Here is a 17,827-nt window from a genome sequence, read left to right as displayed (position 1 = left end):
CACCCAATAGAGCAGACGATGAGCAAGAAGACCGTACTGACTGGTATCACGACAACAGGTACACCGCACATAGGCAACTATCTCGGCGCGATCAAGCCGGCGATCGAAGCAAGCGAGAACCCGGCGTTCAACAGCTTCTTCTTTCTGGCCGATTACCACGCCCTGATCAAGTGCCACGAGCCGGAACGTGTGGCACGTTCCACCCGTGAGATTGCGGCCACCTGGCTGGCGTTGGGACTGGATACCGACAAGGCAACCTTCTACCGTCAGACCGATATCCCCGAGATCACCGAGCTGACCTGGCTGCTCACCTGTCAGACCTCCAAGGGGTTGATGAACCGTGCCCACGCCTACAAGGCGGCGGTGGATGCCAACCGCGAAGCGGGTAACGAGGATCTGGACGACGGCATCACCATGGGCCTGTTCAACTACCCGATCCTGATGGCGGCCGACATCCTGATGTTCAACGCCGATATCATCCCGGTGGGCAAGGACCAGATTCAGCATATCGAGATGGCGCGCGATATCGCCGGGCGTTTCAACCACGTCTACGAGCCGCTGTTCACCCTGCCCGAAGCCCAGGTCGATGAAGAGACCCAACTGATTCCAGGGCTCGACGGGCGCAAGATGTCCAAGAGCTACGACAACACCATTCCGCTGTTCTGCTCCAGTGATGAGCTGCGCTCGCTGATCAACAAGATCAAGACCGACCTGCGCGAGCCGGGCGAGCCGAAGGATGCCGACAACAGCACCCTGTTCCAGCTCTACAGCCACTTCGCTACGGCCGACGAGAAGGCGCAGATGCGTCGCCAGTACGAAGAGGGGATCGCCTGGGGTGAAGCCAAGCGCGAGCTGTTCGAGTTCCTCGATGCCAAGCTGACGGCGCCGCGTGAGCGCTATAACGCGCTGCTGAACGATCTGGGCTATGTGGAGAAGATTCTGCACGAAGGTGCCGAGAAGGCCCGTGCTTACGCCTCGCCGTTCCTGCAGAAGGTGCGCATCGCCTCGGGTATCCGCCCGCTGAGCTATGTGCCGACGCAGAGCGCCGCCGACGAGGGCGCGAAGAAGGAGAAGAGTGCCGAAGAGCTGGCCCGCATCGAAGAGGGGCGCCGCCGCGCTATCCTCAAGCAGGTACAGCACCTGATCGATCGCGTCAGCAGTGCCGACGACAAGGCAGCCGAGGCCGGCCGGGTGATCGACGAGAAGGCGTCCGAGGTAGAGCAACTGAAGAAGAAGGCGAAGCAGAAAGCGCAGAACGAGCTGGATATACTGCGCGAAGAGCTGGCGTCTTTCCTTTAAAAACTACCTGCGTTGCAGCGTGGCGTTAAACAGCGGCTCGAATTCGGTTGTTTATGGGGCATAAACTCCCTCTTTTCGCCGATGTTTGCCCGGGCGGCGTACCGCTTGCGCTGGCTGCCTCGCTAACGTTTTTAACAATTGATGACAGGGGGTACCCATGTACGAAACGCTGATCGAGGTAGACCAGCTCAAGGCGCTGGATAACCCCCTGATCTTCGATTGCCGCTTTGTGCTGTCGACCCAGGCCGAGGATCGGGATGCCGGTCAACGCGCCTTTGCCGAGGGCCATATTCCCGGCGCGCACTACCTGCATCTGGAAGATGATCTTTCTTCACCGATCACGCCGGACAGCGGCCGTCATCCATTGCCCGACCCGAATCGATTGCTGGCCAGGCTGCGTGCGCTGGGGCTGCAACCCGAGCGTCAGGTGGTGCTCTACGACGCCTCCGGTGGCGCCTTCGCTGCCCGCGGCTGGTGGTTGCTGCGTTGGCTTGGTCATCGGGCGGTGGCGGTACTGAACGGCGGCTGGCCTGCCTGGCAGGCGACCGGTGAGGCGACCGAGCGGGGCGCTGATAGCGAAGCGACAAGTGCAGAGGTCGAGGCTGTCGGTCAACTGGGCGAGGTGGTCACGGCAGCGCAGTTGCAACAGGCGCTGGCGAACGACGCCTGTCTGTTGGTGGACGCCCGCGCCGGAGAGCGCTTTCGTGGCGACGTCGAGCCATTAGACCCGGTCGCGGGCCATGTGCCGGGGGCGGTCAATCTTCCGTTTACTGAGCACCTGGTCGAGGGACGTTTCCAGACGCCAGAAAAGCTGCGTGAAAAATGGCAAGCGCTTCTCGCTGGCAGGCCAGCATCGGACGTGGTGCATATGTGCGGCTCCGGAGCCACCGCCTGCGTCAACCTGCTGACCATGGAGTATGCCGGTCTCTCCGGCTCTAAGCTGTATGCCGGCTCCTGGAGTGAATGGATTCGCGACCCTGCAAGGCCGGTGGTAACAGGGGCTTGATGTCGTTGAATTACAGTACAGCGGCCCCTGAAAACTGATACCAGTCAATAACTGTCTATTTTTTCATCAATCCAGTGCTGTGAGAGCGTCATATCGTTGTCATATGGCGGTTCTAAGCTATACTTCTGTAGTTAAATTACAAGAATAGGAAACCTGGGGGTGAATATGGAAATGCAGCAGACGGTGAAGACGATTGCAATTCTAGGCGTAGACGGCGACACCTTTGAGGTGGGCGGTGTGTATATTGGTGAGGCGCACAATCCCAGCTGGTATACGCTGACAAAATCCGATGACCGCAGTGTCTGTTTTGAAAAGCTGGAAAGCTTTCCGAGCCACGATCAGATTCGGGAAATGATTCACTGATCGACGATTCCGCAACAAAAAAGCCGTGGCAGAGACCACGGCTTTTTTGTTATGTACAGGATGTACGAACCCGCGGGTTACTGCACCAACTCGTTATCACTGAACACACCTTCGAACAGTGCGGAGGATAGGTAGCGCTCGCCAGAGTCGGGCAGGATCACAACGATCATCTTGTCCTTGTTTTCCGGCTTGGCTGCAACGCGCAGAGCCGCCGCAGTGGCTGCGCCGCAGGAGATGCCGGCCAGAATGCCCTCTTTTTCCATCAGTTCCCGTGCGGTGGCGATCGCATCGTCATTGCTGACCTGCTCGACACCGTCGACCATGTCGAGCTGCAGGTTTTTCGGCACAAAACCCGCGCCGATACCCTGGATCTTGTGCGGTGCCGGTTTCACTTCGTCACCGTTGATGGTCTGGGTGATCACCGGCGAGTCGGTGGGCTCAACGGCGATGGAGGTGATCGTCTTGCCCTGGGTCTGCTTGATGTAGCGGGATACACCGCTGATGGTACCGCCGGTACCAACGCCCGCCACCAGAATGTCGATCTGGCCGTCGGTGTCGTTCCAGATCTCCGGGCCAGTGGTCTGTTCGTGAATCTCCGGGTTGGCCGGGTTCTCGAACTGCTGCAGCATCAGGTATTCGCCGGGGTTGGCGTCGACCAGCTCCTGCGCCTTGGCGATCGCGCCCTTCATGCCCTTGGCGGGTTCCGTCAACAGGATCTCGGCACCGAGGGCTTTAACTAGCTTGCGACGCTCCAGGGACATGGAGGAGGGCATGGTCAGGATCAGCTTGTAGCCCTTGGCCGCCGCAACGAACGCCAGTGCGATACCGGTATTGCCGCTGGTCGGCTCAACCAGTGTGATACCGGGCTTGAGCTGTCCGCTGGCTTCAGCGGCGTTGATCATGCTGGCGCCGATACGGCACTTTACCGAACCTGCCGGGTTACGTGATTCGATCTTGCCGTACAGGTTACCGGCGGGCCAGAGGTGCTTGAGCCGAACCAGGGGGGTGTTGCCGATAGTCTGGGAGTTGTCGTCGTAGATTTTCATAAAGCTCCACTTCCTTGAAGTCGTGTCAATTCTACTGTTTTGAAGACGGGCTCTTTCAGCCTGGACCCTGTTGGACCGCACTGAAATGCACCAGTCGGCAGTTGCGTGTCGCGGGATTGGCTGACAGTGTAACCAATATAGCGGGCAATGCTCATACAGTCTTTGCATAAGGTTATAAAAAATAGAGTCGATATAATGTATGGCCCTATCAACCTCGCCCGAGTTGGGCTCAAGCGGTGACTGGGGTAGAGTGCGTCGGTTATGGATTCACGTCACAGGGAGCCCCTATGCGCCTGGTTATGAAGTTGCTCGCACCGCTGCTGTTCTGGATCGCCTTTGGTCTGTTTCGCAGCCCCGTTTTACGGGGATCGCGCAGGCGCCATACGCTGGCGATGAAACTGTTTCGGCTGGCCGCCGATAACGGCAACCGCCGGGCATTGTCCGTTTACGGACACCTGCTGCATTTCCGGGGGGAAGGGGTGGCGAACCGGATTCAGGGCGCGATCTACCTGCAGCGTGCCGCCGAAAAGGGGGATGTGAAAGCGCTGTACCAGATGGGGCGAATCCACGAACAGGGCTTCGAGCATCACTTTCGTGTCGAACCGGAGCAGGCGCTGCGGGCCTATCGGCGCGCCGCCGAGCTGGGCCATCCGCTGGCCCTTAAGCGGATGGTCGAGCTCTGCCGTGACGGCGGTTTGGGGTTGAGCCCTGATGCTCAACAGTTGAGCTATTGGCAGCAGAAGCAACCGGCGTTGCCTGCCGGAAAATGAGCCGATACCCCTAGCGGCGGGTAAGCTCAACCTGGTAGCTGAGCGTGGTTGAGCCCTCTGCCGGTATATCGATACTCCACAGCGCCCGGGCACCCTGGCTTTGGGCGGGGTGGCTGCTTTGCGTAATACGCCAGTTCTGGTTGAAGTCCGCGGTCAGCTCCACGGTCTGGCGCTGTTTGCCGGCATTGCTCAGGGTGACCTGGTAGGCCAGGCGGGTGGTGTTGCCCTGGCGCTCGTACAGGCTTTGGGTCTGCTCGATGCCGATATCGAACACCTGCCCGAGTACCATTTCGACCTCTTCACCTGCGGCGTGGGCCGGCAGATTCTGGCCGCCGATAAAGCTCAGCCCCGCGGTCTGGTCCTGGACATAGACGCGGGCATTACCCGCCGGCAGTGAAAACTCCCGCTTGTCCTGCTGGGGCAGGGTAAAGCGGATGGTCCGGTTAGGGCGACCCTGTATCGGCTCCGGTTGGGCGTTGCCATACACCGGCATCTGGAACTGGTAGCTGTTGCGATAGGTCAGCTTCTGCATCGGCATCAGCGCCACGCTGGTGCTGGCACCCGTGGGCAGGTCGACGCTGCCCGACAGACTGTACAGGCGGTAGTCTTCGAAGGCCTGTTCAGCGGGCATACTGTCTGCCGCCATCTCCATCACCGCCTTGGCCATGTAGAGACGCGGTGCGCCCTGCGGCTGATTGACCTGGCCGGCCAGCAGGCGCACCTGGCTTTGCGGCAGATCGATACCCGTGTGGTTACTCAGCGTAGCCTGAGCCTGCAGCCAGAGAGTATTGGACTGCGCCTCGAGGGTCAGCGCATAGTCCGCCTGCCAGTTCAGGCCACCGCCCATGTAACTCAGGCTCAGGTTGTCGGCGGCATCGCCACTGCGTTTGATCCGCAGGTAGGGGGTGTCGGAGTAACGCGGAGCCGGCCCGGGCAGCAGCAACTGCCAGTCCGACTGCAGTGGCAGATACTCTACCCGCTCGCCATCCTCGAGCAGCAACTGGTTACCCTCGATGCCGAGCAGGCGCGCCTCGCGATAGATGGCACTGCCATCCTGCGCGTATCGTTTAAGACCCAGGTTTTGGCCGATCATCCCCTCCAGTCGCTGCTGAATCCCATTCTGCGGCATGATCAGGGCGATCTGCTCGATATCACCGACCCCTTCGACCAGCGTCGACCCGGGTTGCAGCTGGGGATTGATATCCGCAATCTCGATCGAGCGATCGGCGGTTTTACCTGCCAGACGGTACCGTTCGCTGAACAGCGACTGGCCAGACTGGAAAATCATCAACTGGCGCTGGCTCAACTCCTGGCCGGCGAGTCTGATCGGTTCGTCGGCTGCGCTCTGTCCGGCCATCGCCAGTAAGACGCTGGCAACCAAGGTGCGGATCATCATGCTGTTCACTCCCTGTATTCTGTCGTGGCCTTCAAGCCGCGACTCTCTATTCGCTGACGGGTAGGTCCAATGCCACGCGGAAACCCCAGCTATTACGACTGGAGTTGGCCGGATGACGGTAGCGGCTGGCGGAGCGGATCAGGCGCGGAATCTCGAACCAGGAGCCGCCGCGCATGACGCGATGACTGCAGTTTGCGCCCGCACTGGCGCTTCCATCTGACGGTGCACCTGCGTAGGTGCCTTGGTAGCAGTCCTCGACCCACTCGTCGACATTGCCGTTGAGGTCATGGATACCCCAGGGGTTGGCGGGAAAACTGCCCACCGGTGCCGGGCGCTGACCGTCCCACTGCGTGCCGCATCCATCACAGACCGCCATCCGGTCGCTGAGTTCATCGCCCCACCAGTACTTGGTTTCGGTGCCGGCGCGGGCGACATACTCCCACTCCGCTTCGGTGGGCAGGCGATAGGGTTGGCCGCTCTGTTCGGCAAGCCAGCCTGTGTAGTCTTTTGCATCCTGCCAGCTGACATTGATCACCGGCTGGTTGTCACGCCCCCAGCCCCCGTCATCGGGCAGGGGGCGGCCCGTCTCTGCGGCAAACTGGTCATATTCGGCGAAGGTGACCTCGAAGCGGCTCAGGGCGAAAGCGCGGCTGATGATCACTTCGTGTACCGGATACTCGTTGTCGTCTCCGGCACCGTGCAGATCACCCATCCGGAAGCGGCCTTTGGGGATCACCACCATCTGTGGTGCGAAGCGGTCCGGTGCCCATTGATCGCGAAATGCACTCAGGTTATCGGCCGGCTTTTCCGCCTCACGCATCTCTGTGCCGTTTGCGACTTCGGCCGGCGCAATGACCGGGGCAGGGATATCCGCCCGTGTGCCGTTGTCGGATTGCGCGGTCTCGACTCCGTCTGACTCGAGCGGTGCGGCTCTGCCGAACTGCTGCAGCTGTTCCCTGAGAGCCCGGTTTTCCTGCTGCAGTTGGCTGAGCTCCTGTGCTTCTGGCGGCAGTGAGCTGGTGGTCGGAACCGCCTCCGAGTACGCCAGCCAGTATCCCACTGCCACGCCGCCGGCAAACAGTGCCAGTCCGGACAGGGTCGGCTTAGCCCAGCCGGTTGGCAATGACCAGGTGAATCGTGCTCGGTTCGCGGGACGATCCTCAGCCTTTGCCGGTGGCTCAGACAGGGCTTCGACTGGCTTGTCCGGCTGCGCCTTTCTGTCGTCGGCCTTGTCCGCGTAGAGCTGGCGCACCAGCGCCAGAGGTGAAGCGGGGCGTTGCTCGGTCTCGTAAGCGAGCGCGCTGTGCAACACCTTCCACTGCTCTTTGCTCAGACCCGAGGGGGCTTTCAGTTCCTTTTCGCGACGGCCCTGTTCGCCATCCTCGGCGTTGAATGCTGGCTTGCCGGCATACAGCTCGTAGATCAGGCAGGCGAGGGCGAAGACATCCTCACTGGCATCCAGCGGATTGGGGTGGAAAGCGTCGGCGGACTGCCAGCCGATGTAGCCCGGCGGTGATGCCAGCAGTTCTCGCACGGGTTCCAGTAACGCGCGCCACTGGTAGCCCATCAACCGTACGCCGTTGCTGCGGTTGATATAGATGAGTTCCGGGGCCAGCGTGGCGTGGGGTTGATTGAACTGCTTGAGATGGGCTTCGAGCGCCTTGCCAACCTGCACGATCAGTCCACGCTTTTGCTGCTCCTTCATCTTGTGGGCACGGCCGTCGGCCAGCATCTGTGCCAGGGTCAGCCCATCGAGCGCCTCCCAGGAGCAGAAAAACAGCCCGCGCCAACTGAACAGCCCGTAGCAGCGTGCCGCCAGTGAGTCCTTGAGTGCTCGATTGCGGTTCAGGGTGTCGCGAAGTTTGTCGACGAAGCCGTTGTGGCTGAGCAGTTGCGTGCTCGGGAACAGCAGGGTTACCGGTGTCGGCTGGGTGGTGGAGATATCCTCCGCCTGCCAGAGCTGGCCCAGAAAGTGGGGTGATAGCGGCGTCTTAAGCCGGAACCGATGATGTTCGGGGCCGATGACCAGCTCGGGTTTCAGTGCATCCAGCGGCTGTGCAGCGGTGCTATCCATAGGCTGTTATTCCTGAGCGCTACACCCTGTTGCGCACAGGGCGTAGCGTACGACTTACGGTTAGCCTGAGGTGTCCAGCGCCGGGAACTGCTTGACCAGTTCGTCGATCGCCTTCATCTGGGTCAGATAGGGTTCGAGTTTGTCCAGCGGCAGTGCACAGGGACCGTCGCATTTGGCCTTGGCCGGCTCAGGGTGGGCTTCCAGAAACAGGCCGGCTATAGCCTGGGACAGACCAGCACGTGACAGCTGAGCGACCAGTGCCCGGCGTCCGTCGGCGGAATCGGCCCGGCCGCCGGGCATCTGCAGGGCATGGGTGGCGTCGAACATCACCGGGTAGCCGAACTCTTTCATGACACTGAAGCCGAGCATGTCGACCACCAGGTTGTTGTAACCGAAACTGGTGCCACGCTCACACAGGATCAGCCGGTCGTTACCCGCTTCCTTGCACTTGTGCAGGATATGTTTCATCTCCTGCGGTGCCAGGAACTGGGCCTTCTTGATGTTGATTGCGGCGCCGGTCTCGGCCATTGCCACTACCAGATCGGTCTGGCGTGACAGGAACGCCGGCAGCTGGATGATGTCGCATACCTCGGCTACCGGAGCAGCCTGGTGGGGCTCGTGGACATCGGTGATCAGCGGTACGTTGAAGGTGTTTTTTACCTCTTCGAGGATCTTCAGACCCTCATCCATGCCGGGGCCGCGGAAGGAGTTGAGCGAGGAGCGGTTGGCCTTGTCGAAAGAGGCCTTGAATACATAAGGGATGCCGAGCTTGGTGGTGACTTCGACATAGTGCTCGGCGATCTGCAGCGCCAGGTCACGGGACTCCAGCACATTCATACCGCCAAACAGCACCATGGGCTGGTCATTACCGATGGCGATATCGCCGACACGTACCACTTTCTGTTGCATATCCGTAACTCATCCAGTTTGCGTAGAGCGGCCATTATAGCAGGCTGGGGAAAAATACCTGTACCGCCTAACTGACCCGTTGCGCTCGTTTAGAGGCCTTCAGTCGGAAATTGTTCAGCAAATTTTTCGACCCATTCGCGAGCGGCGTGTTCCAGTGTCGACGGTTGCCCCTCTGTATCAAGAATGTGACGGTAGTGCTCGATGTGACAGAGCTGTTCCATCATGCGCAGGGTGTAAAGGTCTTCACTGCTGTAAAACGCGACCCCCAGCTGGTAGCGCGTGCCAAGGCTGCGGCACCAGATAATCTGGCCCAGGCTGCGCATGTCCGGCGCCAGGTGCGGACTGCTGATTTCGACCAGAGTGCCGTTGGCAAGTTTCTGTAACGAGTTGCAGATCAGGCCAAGCGGGAGGGGTGGTTTGTTCGGAGGTAGAGCGGGCCGTGCATCCAGACTCAGGGGAGTGTTGTCCGGGTGTTGTATATAGCTGATTGGGCTGGGTAAAGAGGTCATTCCGCTGCCTCACTTTAGCTCGCAATCTTCACTATCTACTGCTATCGGCCGCCGGAGCCGGAGCTTTAGGCTGTTGCCGTCAGCAGTACCTCTAGTCCTAACCAGAATGCAAGCAATGCGCATGCCATATAACCGGCAAGGTACCAGCGAAAGCGGGTCAGAAGTCCCTCTTCATCCAGTGTGGAGAGGAGAAACGGCTGGCCCTGCTGCTCCGGGTTTTGCAGTACGTCTACGGTAGGCAGGGCGTCCAGCTCATGTTGCCGGGCCTTGGCCTGCTGTACCGCGGCATGCTGTGCCCGAGTCCACTCCTCGCTGTCGATCTTGCCGTCGCCATCGTTATCGAAGCGGCTAATCAGTGCCGCCTGGTCACTTTTCCACTCACGCAGGAGGTCACGGCTTGCCGCTTTCAGATCGAGACGTTCTCGACCGCCACCCAGGCTGCGGAAGCAGCCCAGGGCGTAGACCCGCTCCTGTTCGAGTATCAGCTGCTCGGTATAGCGGTAACGACCGCTGCCGCCGACGATCGAGGCCGCGTAGTGGTGAAAACTGGAGCTATCGACTCTACCGATCGGTACTTCTGTGTGCCCATACCAAACCTTCTTGTACTGGGTGTCGGTTTCGGCACCGGCGGGATTGATCAAGCAGACCCCCGTACCATCATCGATCTGAAACCAGCTGCTCGAGGTGTCTCGATAGACCTGTTTCCAGCGTCCGCCCTTGCGGTTCGCGTTACGCACGTAGCGCTCGACCCGGGCGTGATACCAGACGCAGGGACTGCCGGAAAGCGGCGAACGCAACAGACCGTCTTCACCAGCGATTACCTGGCCGATCAGTTCGACATAGCCTTGGGGTGCGGAGCGGATCAGGGCGGTGGGGGTATCGGCGACCAGGCGGTAGCGCGTGAAGCGGCGGAAGGCGAGGAAAATACAGACTGTAAAGCCGATGATACAGCCAATCAGGCTGAATAGCCTTTCATTGCTGGAGATATCCAGGTCAAGCAACATGTGTAAACTCAGCTAAACAGTTTCTGCATATCCACATCGGCCTTTTCGGCGTCGTCGAACTCGAGCAACGTGGCGGCTGAGAACCCCATGCGACGGGCAATGATCAGATCGGGAAACTGCTCGATTCGGATGTTGTACAGGTTGACCGAGTCGTTGTAGTACTCACGGCGATCGGCGATGGCGGACTCCAGTCCACTGATACGGCTGTGCAGGTGGTGGAAGGATTCACTGGCGGTCAACTCCGGATAGTCCTCGGCCACGGCGAACAGGTTGCCAAGTCCCAGACGCAGCTGGCTCTCCGCCTGTCCCAACGCCTTGATATCACCCTTTTCGCTGGCGCTGGCGACGGCGCTGCGGGCGCGCATCACCGCTTCCAGGGTTTTCTGTTCGTAACCCATGTGCTGCTTGCAGGTCTCGACCAGCTTGGGCAGTTCATCATGTCGCTGCTTCAGCAGTACGTCGATGTTGGAGAAGGCGCGGGAAACGTTGTGCTTCAGCCGTACCAGATGGTTGTAGATGAAGATGGCATAGAGGATGGTCAATGCCAGCAGAACGAGAATCGTGATCAAAACCGGGTCCATGGAGCGCTCCCTGCAAAGAGTCTTTGCAGGGACTATAACGCAGCCGGGTTGGGATCGTAACCGTCGGGCGTCTGGAGTGCTGTCCCGGTTTTGTATGAATCAGCCAGTCAAATTCTGACAGAGGGTCAGATAGTGCCGCCTTCGATCAGCTCGACGACAACCGTTTTGACCAGGAATGCGGCAAGGCCGAGCCCGAGGGCGAAGAAGAGTACGAAGGTGCCAAATCGACCGGCGTTCGATTTCTTGGCCAGGTCGTAGATGATGAAGAAGATAAAGCCGGCAAAGACAACCAGGCCAATGTTCAGCATCAGGCTTTCAGCTTCGGCAAGACGCATGGGAGATCCTCGGAGTTGGTCAAAAATTGCGCGCAGTTTACTGTTCCGGACGCGGTTAATAAACAGATTCTTTGTAGGGAAAAGGAACGCTGACTATAACCGGTTGGATTCAGGACTCGGTATCCTGATCATCCAGCACCTGGTCGCGCCAATCCGGGCCCAGTTCCTGTTCGATAAAGTCGCGGATGAACTTGCGCACCATCTGTGAGGGGGTCACGTCCTGCTCGAAGCAGAGCTTTTCGAATACGGCCTTCTTGTTCGGGTCGATCAGCAACGTCAGACGTGCCGTGCGTTTTTCGGTCTTATCCACCAGGGGCTCTCTTGCGTATCTGTCGCGTTGTCCAGTTGGACTATATGTTAATGCTATTAACATTGCATTCTAACTCAGTTCGCCTGTAATGTTTAAACTTTAGCTCGTCCACCTTTTCGGGGGCTCATATCCATGTCTTCCAGCCGTGCCAGACTGCACTCGCTCTCCTTTGCCAGCGCGCTACGAGAGTCGCTAGCGGCGGGCTATGGCAAACGGGACCTGGGGTCGGATCTGATCGCCGGGATTACGGTGGGCATCATCGCGATCCCCTTGTCGATGGCGTTGGCGATTGCCAGCGGTGTCAGGCCCGAAAATGGACTGTATACGGCGATAATCGCCGGCTTCCTGATCGCCTTGGCCGGCGGCTCGCGCTACAGCGTATCGGGTCCTACGGCTGCGTTCGTGGTGATTCTGTATCCGGTCTCGCAAAGCTTTGGTCTGGCTGGCCTGCTGGTGGCTTCGGTGATGGCGGGGCTGATCCTCGTGGGCTTGGCACTGGCCCGGTTGGGACGCTTGATCGAGTATATCCCCGAGTCGGTGACACTGGGCTTTACCGCCGGTATTGCGATTGTGATCGCCACCCTGCAGGTGCCTGATCTGCTCGGTCTCTCCACAGAGGGGCTGCCCTCCCACTATTCGGACAAGGTGGTTGAGCTGGCCCTGCGGCTGCCGGGATGGCAGGGGGCGGATGCCCTGGTTGCCGCCTGTACGCTGGCGACACTGATCCTCTGGCCGCGTTTGCGGGTGCCGGTTCCGGGCCATCTGCCGGCACTGATCCTGGGTACGCTGCTGGCGCTCTGGCTTAATCAGCAGGGTGCGGATATCGATACCATCGGCAGCCGCTTCAGCTTCGCGCTGCCCGACGGCACGCTGGGGCAGGGGATTCCGCCGATACTGCCGGGGTTCGAGTGGCCCTGGCTGCATGCCGGTGCCGGTGGCGCGCCGTTTGAGTTGAGTTGGAACACCCTGCGTGAGTTGTTACCGGCAGCATTTTCCATCGCTATGCTGGGGGCGATCGAGTCCCTGCTCTGTGCCGTGGTGCTGGATGGCATGACCGGCTATCGCCATCACGCCAACGGAGAACTGTTGGGGCAGGGCATAGGTAACCTGGTTGCGCCTTTCTTCGGCGGGATCACGGCGACCGCAGCAATCGCGCGTTCTGCCGCCAACTATCGTGCCGGCGCCCGCTCACCGCTCGCCAGTATCATCCACGCACTGGTGGTATTGGCCGGCTTGCTGCTGCTGGCACCTATTCTGGCCTATCTGCCGATGGCCAGTATGGCCGCGCTGCTGTTAATCGTGGCGTGGAACATGAGTGAAGCGCCGAAGGTGGTCGAGCTGTTACGCAGGGCGCCCTTGGGCGATGTGCTGGTGCTACTGTGTTGCCTGTCACTGACCGTGCTGTTCGACATGGTGATCGCGATCTCCACCGGGATCGTACTGGCGTCGCTGCTGTTCATGCGTGATATCGCCGGCATGACGCGGGTGAACGATATCTCGGCCCAGCGCAAGCATGTCCCCGCCGAACTCCCCTCCGGCTGGAGCGTGATCAAGGTCACCGGCCCGCTGTTCTTCGCCGCCGCCGACCGGGTGTTTGAAGAGGTGCTGGCGATGGCGGAACCGCAACAGGGAATCGTGCTGTATATGGATGCGGTACCGTTGCTGGATGCGGGGGGACTGAGCGCCTTTGGTCGTTTTCAGAAGCAGTGCGCAGGGAGGGGGGTCCAGCTGGTCGTCGCCGACCTGCAGTTCCAGCCCTTGCGTGCGCTGGCGCGGGCGGGGGTTAAGCCCCTGCCGGGAGAACTCAGTTTTACGCCGACGCTGACTGCGGCGCTCGAGGAGTTGGCTGGCGCACCCGATCAGGCATGTGAACGGACCTGATCCGAGCGCCACTGCAGCAGTTGGGTGATCTGTTCGGGGGCCTTGCAGATATCGGCGAGGCTGTAGTTCGCCAGTTCGCGCATGAACGCCTCCTGTGCCTTGTACAGTATGCCCTGCAGACGGCAGTTGCCGACGATGGGGCATTGCGGCAGTTCGCAGTTGACCGGTTGCAGCGTCTCTTCGGTGGTTTCCACCAGGGTTCTCAGGTTGATTTTATCCGCCGGCATGCCCAGGCGTATGCCGCCGCCTTTGCCGCGTACGGTATCGATAAACCCCTCTTTGCCCAAATGGTGCACGATCTTGATCAGATGGTTGCGCGGAATCTGGAAATGCTCGGACACCTGGGTGATGGTGACCCGGCTATCCGGCTCCTGTACGCCGAGGAACATCAGCGTACGTAGCGAGAAATCGGTGTATTTGGTCAGTTGCATATATCTACCGCTCGAAGGTGCGGCATGAGTCTGGTCTGCTTCCGGAAACCCTTTATTCCGGCTGGCTGGTCAGTCCTGTCCCGCATAGTCATATATTGTAGAAGGCTAATATATTTTCACGTCTATATACAGAGGTTTCCCCAGCCCGGTATGGGCAATTGGTCGATATCGGCTGTCGATCAGGGACACAAGATGGTTCCATTGTGCCATTAAAGATGTAATATAAATGCATTTTTAAGAGTGGGAGCAGATGAATGTTGATCACCCCCCCGTTAGAGCCCGCAAGCCCATGGCAGCGCTTCTTCAGTAATGGTTTCCGTCCACTGTTTTTGGTCTGTGCGCTACAGGCGTTGGCCGTCATGCTCATCTGGCTGGTTTATCTCAGTGGAGCTCTGGCGCTGAGTGCGCCGGCCGGCTGGGGAGCGGTTGCCTGGCATGGACACGAGATGCTGTTCGGTTTTGTCGGTGCCGCCGTCGGTGGTTTCCTGCTGGCGGCAGTGGCCAAGTGGACGGGGCACAGGCCGGTACATGGCGCCCCGCTGGTGGTGCTGACGGCATTTTGGCTCGCCGGTCGATTGGTGAGCTGGAGCGGAGTCGACAGCCTTGTTCTGCTGGTGCTGGCCAATACCGGTTACTGGATAGTGCTGAGTGTGCTGATCGGTCGGGAGGTTCTGACCAGTGGCAACAGACGCAATCTGGTGGTGGTGCTGGCGCTCGGCATCATGAGCCTGTTTAGCCTGATGTTCCAGATGGGCTGGGTTGACCGTATCCATCTGCTGGAGTCGCAGGTGCTGCTGGTCGCACTGATGATCTCGCTGATTGGGGGACGGATTACGCCGGCCTTTACCCGCAACTGGCTGATTCGCCGTCAGGCGTCGCCAGAGCAGATGCCGGCCGCCTTTGGCTGGGTGGACAGGGTTGCGGTCGGCAGTTCCATCCTGGCGACCCTGGCCTGGGTCAGTCAGCTGTCACCGGTGCTGGCGGGTGCGCTATTGCTGCTGGCCGGCGCTGCCCAAATCCTGCGTCTGCTGCGTTGGCGGGGGCTGGCAAGCCTGGCCGAACCGCTGCTGTTCGCCTTGCACCTGGGCTACCTCTGGGTGGGCATCGGATTTGTATTACTGGGGCTTAGCCAGTTCACCGCGACGGTACCGGTGAGCGCGGGCATCCATGCGCTGGGCGTCGGCGCCATGGCCGGCATGATCCTGGCGGTGGCTTCGCGCGCGGCACTGGGACACACCAATCGCGAGCTGCGTGCCGGTACGCTGGTCTCTCTGGCCTTCCTGGCGATCCATTTGGCGGCGCTGGTGAGGGTGCTCGCAGCTCTGGTGCCGGAGTTTTCACTGGTGTTGATGATGCTGGCTGGCAGTATCTGGCTGCTGGCTTTCCTGCTCTTCGCGGTGCGCTATCTGCCGATCCTGATCGGTCCCGAGGAGAGTCTGTCGGACGCGCTGCGCCGGGCGCGGGGCTGAAGAGGCTGAGTGTCGATATTCAAATCGATCATTGGGCCAGTTGAATAGCTACACAGTCTCGCCCTTGGGCAGCCGGGTCCGGTTGTTGCGGTCGCGGCTGCGACGGATCAGCTCATCACCAAGCGTCAGATCGGGCGTCTTCGCCAGGCGGTCGTAGAGCACAACGTTGACCGTGGCGGACAGGTTCATGCAGCCTGTGGTTGGGACGTAGACCACGTCGTCGACCCACTCCAGCACCTCCTGGCTGAGCGAACCATCCTCGGGACCGAAGAGGTAAAACGCGTTACGCGGATGTTGGTAGTGCATAAGCGGTGTGGCGCCCTCGATCAACTCCACTGCGACGACCCGGGCGCCCAGCGGCACGACCTGTTTCAGCTCGGGCACACCGATCAGCGGGATACGCTGATGTACCTTCTGGGTGTCGGTGTAAAACGCTTTGGCCCGGTCATAGCGTGTGCCGGTGTAGAACACCGAATTGACGCCGTAGCAACCGGCTGCACGCATCACGTTGCCGACATTCTCCGGACTCTTCGGGTTGTGTAGGCCGATGCAGGCGAAGCCTTTTTTCATTGTTTGAGTCGCTTTGTTTACGTGAAGATCTGGGTAAAGGGCCATTGTAGCGACTTTTTCCGGCAAGGGGCGCTGCGATCGATATTGCAACTGATGTTGCAATAGAAGCTATCAAAGCTGATGTGCCTTGCGATACCGTCCTTCGTAATCGAACAGGCGCTCGCGCACCCGCCAGTGCTGTTTGTGGCGGCGGGCAATGACGAAGTCCGGCGGTTGGAATCCCTGGCTGTGGCTGATCACCTCATCGGCCGAGGCGAATCGCCTGGGTTCGGTGCCGGCGTTGAAGCGGCGACCGAACAGACGGTTGAACACGGCGCGCTGTCCCTTATGACCGAGATCGAAGCTTTCGTGCAGCTCTTCACCCTGTTCGTCGTGGTAGGTGATGCGCAGCCGTCCCTCCCGCTCGCTAAAGCTGACCCCGGCGCAGCGGATCACCAGCGCATCCTTCAGCTGTAGCGCGCGCTTGAGCAGATCGTCCGGATCGACCACCGCTTCACCGCACTGATGGCAGTCGCGCGCGGCGATATCGTTCTCGGCGCCGCAGTGCGGACACTCCTTGAAACGAAAACGGTAGTCACACTGCTGCGGCTTCTCGCCCTCCAACTGCAGCACGCCCTGGCAACGCCGGCCGTAGTGTTCGATCACCAGGCCTTCGCTGTCGGTCTTGCCCCAGAAGATGTTGGCGAAGCCACAGCCGGGGCAGAACACCTGTACCGGCTCGGAATCGGAGTCCGGCTTGGGGGAACCCACCTCCGGGTGGAACAGATCGAAGCCGGAACCGGCATAGTCGATGATCAGACACTCCTGCTTGCCGGGGCTGAGGCGTAGGCCGCGGCCGACGATCTGCTGGAACAGGCTGACCGAGGCGGTGGGGCGCAGGATCGCAATCATATCCACATGGGGCGCATCGAAGCCGGTGGTCAGCACCGCCACGTTGACCAGGTAGCGGATCTTGCGTTGCTTGAATGCCTGAATGGTGGCATCGCGCTGTTCGCTGTCGGTATCGCCCACGATCAGGGCCGATTCCGGCTCCGGCAGATAGCCGAGAATCTCATGGGCGTGGCGTACGGTGGCGGCGAAGATCATCACCCCCTGACGTTGCTGACCCAGCTCGACGATCTGCTCGCAGATCGCCCGGGTGACCCGGGGATGACGGGCGATCAGGCTGTTCAGCTCGGTCTCGTTGAAGTGGCCGTTGGCGTTGGGCTGCAGGGCCGAAAAATCGTAGTGGGCGATCGCCGCATCGATCAATCTGGGCTCGGTCAGGTAGCCCTGGCGGATCATGTAGGGTAGCGGCAGCTCGTAGATGCAGTGTTCGAACAGCCGGGCTTCGCTGGCGCGCACGAATCCGCGATAGTGGTAGCGGTAGACCCAGCCGTAGCCCAGACGATAGGGGGTAGCGGTCAGGCCCAGTACCTTGAGTCCTGGGTTGCGCTGTTTCAGCGCCGCGATAATCTGCTGGTACTGGGAATTGTCATCGTCACTGACCCGGTGGCACTCGTCGATGATTAGCAGCGAGAACTGGTCATCGAAGCTGTCCATATTGCGTGCCAGCGACTGCACGCTGGCAAAGGTGACCTGGTACAGATGCTCCTTGCGTCCGAGTCCCGCCGAGAAGATCCCCGCCTCCAGCCCGAAAGTGGCGTATTTGGCGTGGTTCTGCTCCACCAGTTCGCGGACGTGGGCCAGTACCAGGATACGGCGCCGGGCCAGTCGCGCCAGCTCGGCGATGACCAGGCTTTTACCGGCGCCGGTGGGCAAGACGATGACCGCTGGGTCATCGCTGCGGCGAAAATGTTTTAGCGTGGCGTCCACCGCTTCGCGCTGATAGGGGCGCAGGGTAAAGCCTGTCGTTCGATTCTGCTCGGTCACGT

The 17,827-nt window shown here is 60.2% G+C and carries 18 protein-coding genes; 6 read left to right on the top strand and 12 right to left on the bottom strand.

Annotation, left to right across the window (positions count from 1 at the left end):
• Positions 1 to 18: 18 nt before the first annotated feature.
• The 3 genes from IEX40_RS05165 to IEX40_RS05155 all read left to right on the top strand — a co-directional run bounded on the left by IEX40_RS05165 (position 19) and on the right by IEX40_RS05155 (position 2,668).
• A complete protein-coding gene (locus IEX40_RS05165; protein ID WP_188746047.1) occupies positions 19 to 1,299 on the top strand; it encodes a tryptophan--tRNA ligase in 1,281 nt (426 codons plus the stop codon).
• A gap of 157 nt (positions 1,300 to 1,456) precedes the next feature.
• Entirely contained in the window at positions 1,457 to 2,305 is an 849-nt protein-coding gene (locus IEX40_RS05160) for a sulfurtransferase (RefSeq protein ID WP_188746046.1), read from the top strand.
• A gap of 165 nt (positions 2,306 to 2,470) precedes the next feature.
• Positions 2,471 to 2,668: a hypothetical protein gene (locus tag IEX40_RS05155; protein ID WP_188746045.1), complete on the top strand. Its 198-nt coding sequence runs from the start codon at positions 2,471 to 2,473 to the stop codon at positions 2,666 to 2,668.
• 77 nt (positions 2,669 to 2,745) lie between these two features.
• On the opposite strand, the gene cysK is transcribed toward IEX40_RS05155, so the two are convergent.
• Entirely contained in the window at positions 2,746 to 3,714 is a 969-nt protein-coding gene (gene cysK, locus IEX40_RS05150; RefSeq protein ID WP_188746044.1) for a cysteine synthase A, read from the bottom strand.
• Between the two features lie 287 nt (positions 3,715 to 4,001).
• On the opposite strand from cysK, the gene IEX40_RS05145 reads away from it, so the two are divergent.
• Entirely contained in the window at positions 4,002 to 4,484 is a 483-nt protein-coding gene (locus IEX40_RS05145; RefSeq protein ID WP_188746043.1) for a tetratricopeptide repeat protein, read from the top strand.
• Between the two features lie 10 nt (positions 4,485 to 4,494).
• On the opposite strand, the gene IEX40_RS05140 is transcribed toward IEX40_RS05145, so the two are convergent.
• The 8 genes from IEX40_RS05140 to IEX40_RS05105 form a co-directional block, all read right to left on the bottom strand.
• Complete coding sequence (locus IEX40_RS05140) at positions 4,495 to 5,880, bottom strand: DUF4139 domain-containing protein (protein WP_188746042.1); 1,386 nt, start codon at positions 5,878 to 5,880, stop codon at positions 4,495 to 4,497.
• A 46-nt stretch (positions 5,881 to 5,926) separates the two neighbouring features.
• Positions 5,927 to 7,954, bottom strand: coding sequence for an SUMF1/EgtB/PvdO family nonheme iron enzyme (locus IEX40_RS05135; RefSeq protein ID WP_188746041.1), 2,028 nt, complete (start codon positions 7,952 to 7,954; stop codon positions 5,927 to 5,929).
• A gap of 60 nt (positions 7,955 to 8,014) precedes the next feature.
• Complete coding sequence (gene kdsA / locus IEX40_RS05130) at positions 8,015 to 8,863, bottom strand: 3-deoxy-8-phosphooctulonate synthase (RefSeq protein WP_188746040.1); 849 nt, start codon at positions 8,861 to 8,863, stop codon at positions 8,015 to 8,017.
• A gap of 89 nt (positions 8,864 to 8,952) precedes the next feature.
• Positions 8,953 to 9,372, bottom strand: coding sequence for a hypothetical protein (locus tag IEX40_RS05125; RefSeq protein WP_188746039.1), 420 nt, complete (start codon positions 9,370 to 9,372; stop codon positions 8,953 to 8,955).
• Between the two features lie 65 nt (positions 9,373 to 9,437).
• Positions 9,438 to 10,376, bottom strand: coding sequence for a GIDE domain-containing protein (locus IEX40_RS05120; protein WP_188746038.1), 939 nt, complete (start codon positions 10,374 to 10,376; stop codon positions 9,438 to 9,440).
• 8 nt (positions 10,377 to 10,384) lie between these two features.
• The gene (locus IEX40_RS05115) at positions 10,385 to 10,957 is read right to left on the bottom strand and encodes a LemA family protein (protein ID WP_188746037.1); all 573 of its coding nucleotides are present in this window, start codon (positions 10,955 to 10,957) and stop codon (positions 10,385 to 10,387) included.
• 125 nt (positions 10,958 to 11,082) lie between these two features.
• Positions 11,083 to 11,292 carry a DUF2788 domain-containing protein gene (locus IEX40_RS05110; protein WP_036192434.1) on the bottom strand — a complete coding sequence of 70 codons (210 nt, stop codon included), beginning with the start codon at positions 11,290 to 11,292 and terminating at the stop codon, positions 11,083 to 11,085.
• Positions 11,293 to 11,401: 109 nt separating this feature from the next.
• Positions 11,402 to 11,602, bottom strand: a complete 201-nt coding sequence (locus tag IEX40_RS05105; RefSeq protein ID WP_188746036.1) for a ribbon-helix-helix protein — start codon at positions 11,600 to 11,602, stop codon at positions 11,402 to 11,404.
• A gap of 132 nt (positions 11,603 to 11,734) precedes the next feature.
• Between IEX40_RS05105 and dauA the strand changes: the two genes are divergently transcribed.
• The gene (gene dauA, locus IEX40_RS05100; RefSeq protein WP_188746035.1) at positions 11,735 to 13,483 is read left to right on the top strand and encodes a C4-dicarboxylic acid transporter DauA; all 1,749 of its coding nucleotides are present in this window, start codon (positions 11,735 to 11,737) and stop codon (positions 13,481 to 13,483) included.
• Here the strand turns inward: dauA and IEX40_RS05095 are convergent.
• Entirely contained in the window at positions 13,462 to 13,914 is a 453-nt protein-coding gene (locus IEX40_RS05095; RefSeq protein ID WP_188746034.1) for an Rrf2 family transcriptional regulator, read from the bottom strand. The genes dauA and IEX40_RS05095 overlap by 22 nt on opposite strands.
• Positions 13,915 to 14,168: 254 nt before the next feature.
• On the opposite strand from IEX40_RS05095, the gene IEX40_RS05090 reads away from it, so the two are divergent.
• Positions 14,169 to 15,383, top strand: coding sequence for an NnrS family protein (locus IEX40_RS05090; protein WP_188746033.1), 1,215 nt, complete (start codon positions 14,169 to 14,171; stop codon positions 15,381 to 15,383).
• A gap of 48 nt (positions 15,384 to 15,431) precedes the next feature.
• On the opposite strand, the gene IEX40_RS05085 is transcribed toward IEX40_RS05090, so the two are convergent.
• A complete protein-coding gene (locus IEX40_RS05085) occupies positions 15,432 to 15,953 on the bottom strand; it encodes an RNA methyltransferase (RefSeq protein ID WP_188746032.1) in 522 nt (173 codons plus the stop codon).
• A 111-nt stretch (positions 15,954 to 16,064) separates the two neighbouring features.
• Positions 16,065 to 17,825 (bottom strand): DNA repair helicase RadD, encoded by a 1,761-nt coding sequence (gene radD / locus IEX40_RS05080; RefSeq protein ID WP_188746031.1) that lies wholly within the window; start codon positions 17,823 to 17,825, stop codon positions 16,065 to 16,067.
• Positions 17,826 to 17,827 lie beyond the last annotated feature (2 nt).

The sequence above is a fragment of the Marinobacterium zhoushanense genome, from assembly GCF_014641945.1.
Taxonomy (GTDB): Bacteria; Pseudomonadota; Gammaproteobacteria; order Pseudomonadales; family Balneatricaceae; genus Marinobacterium_D; species Marinobacterium_D zhoushanense.
The sequence above is the reverse complement of the archived record's forward strand: the minus strand, read 5'-3'. Positions and strand labels throughout refer to the sequence as shown.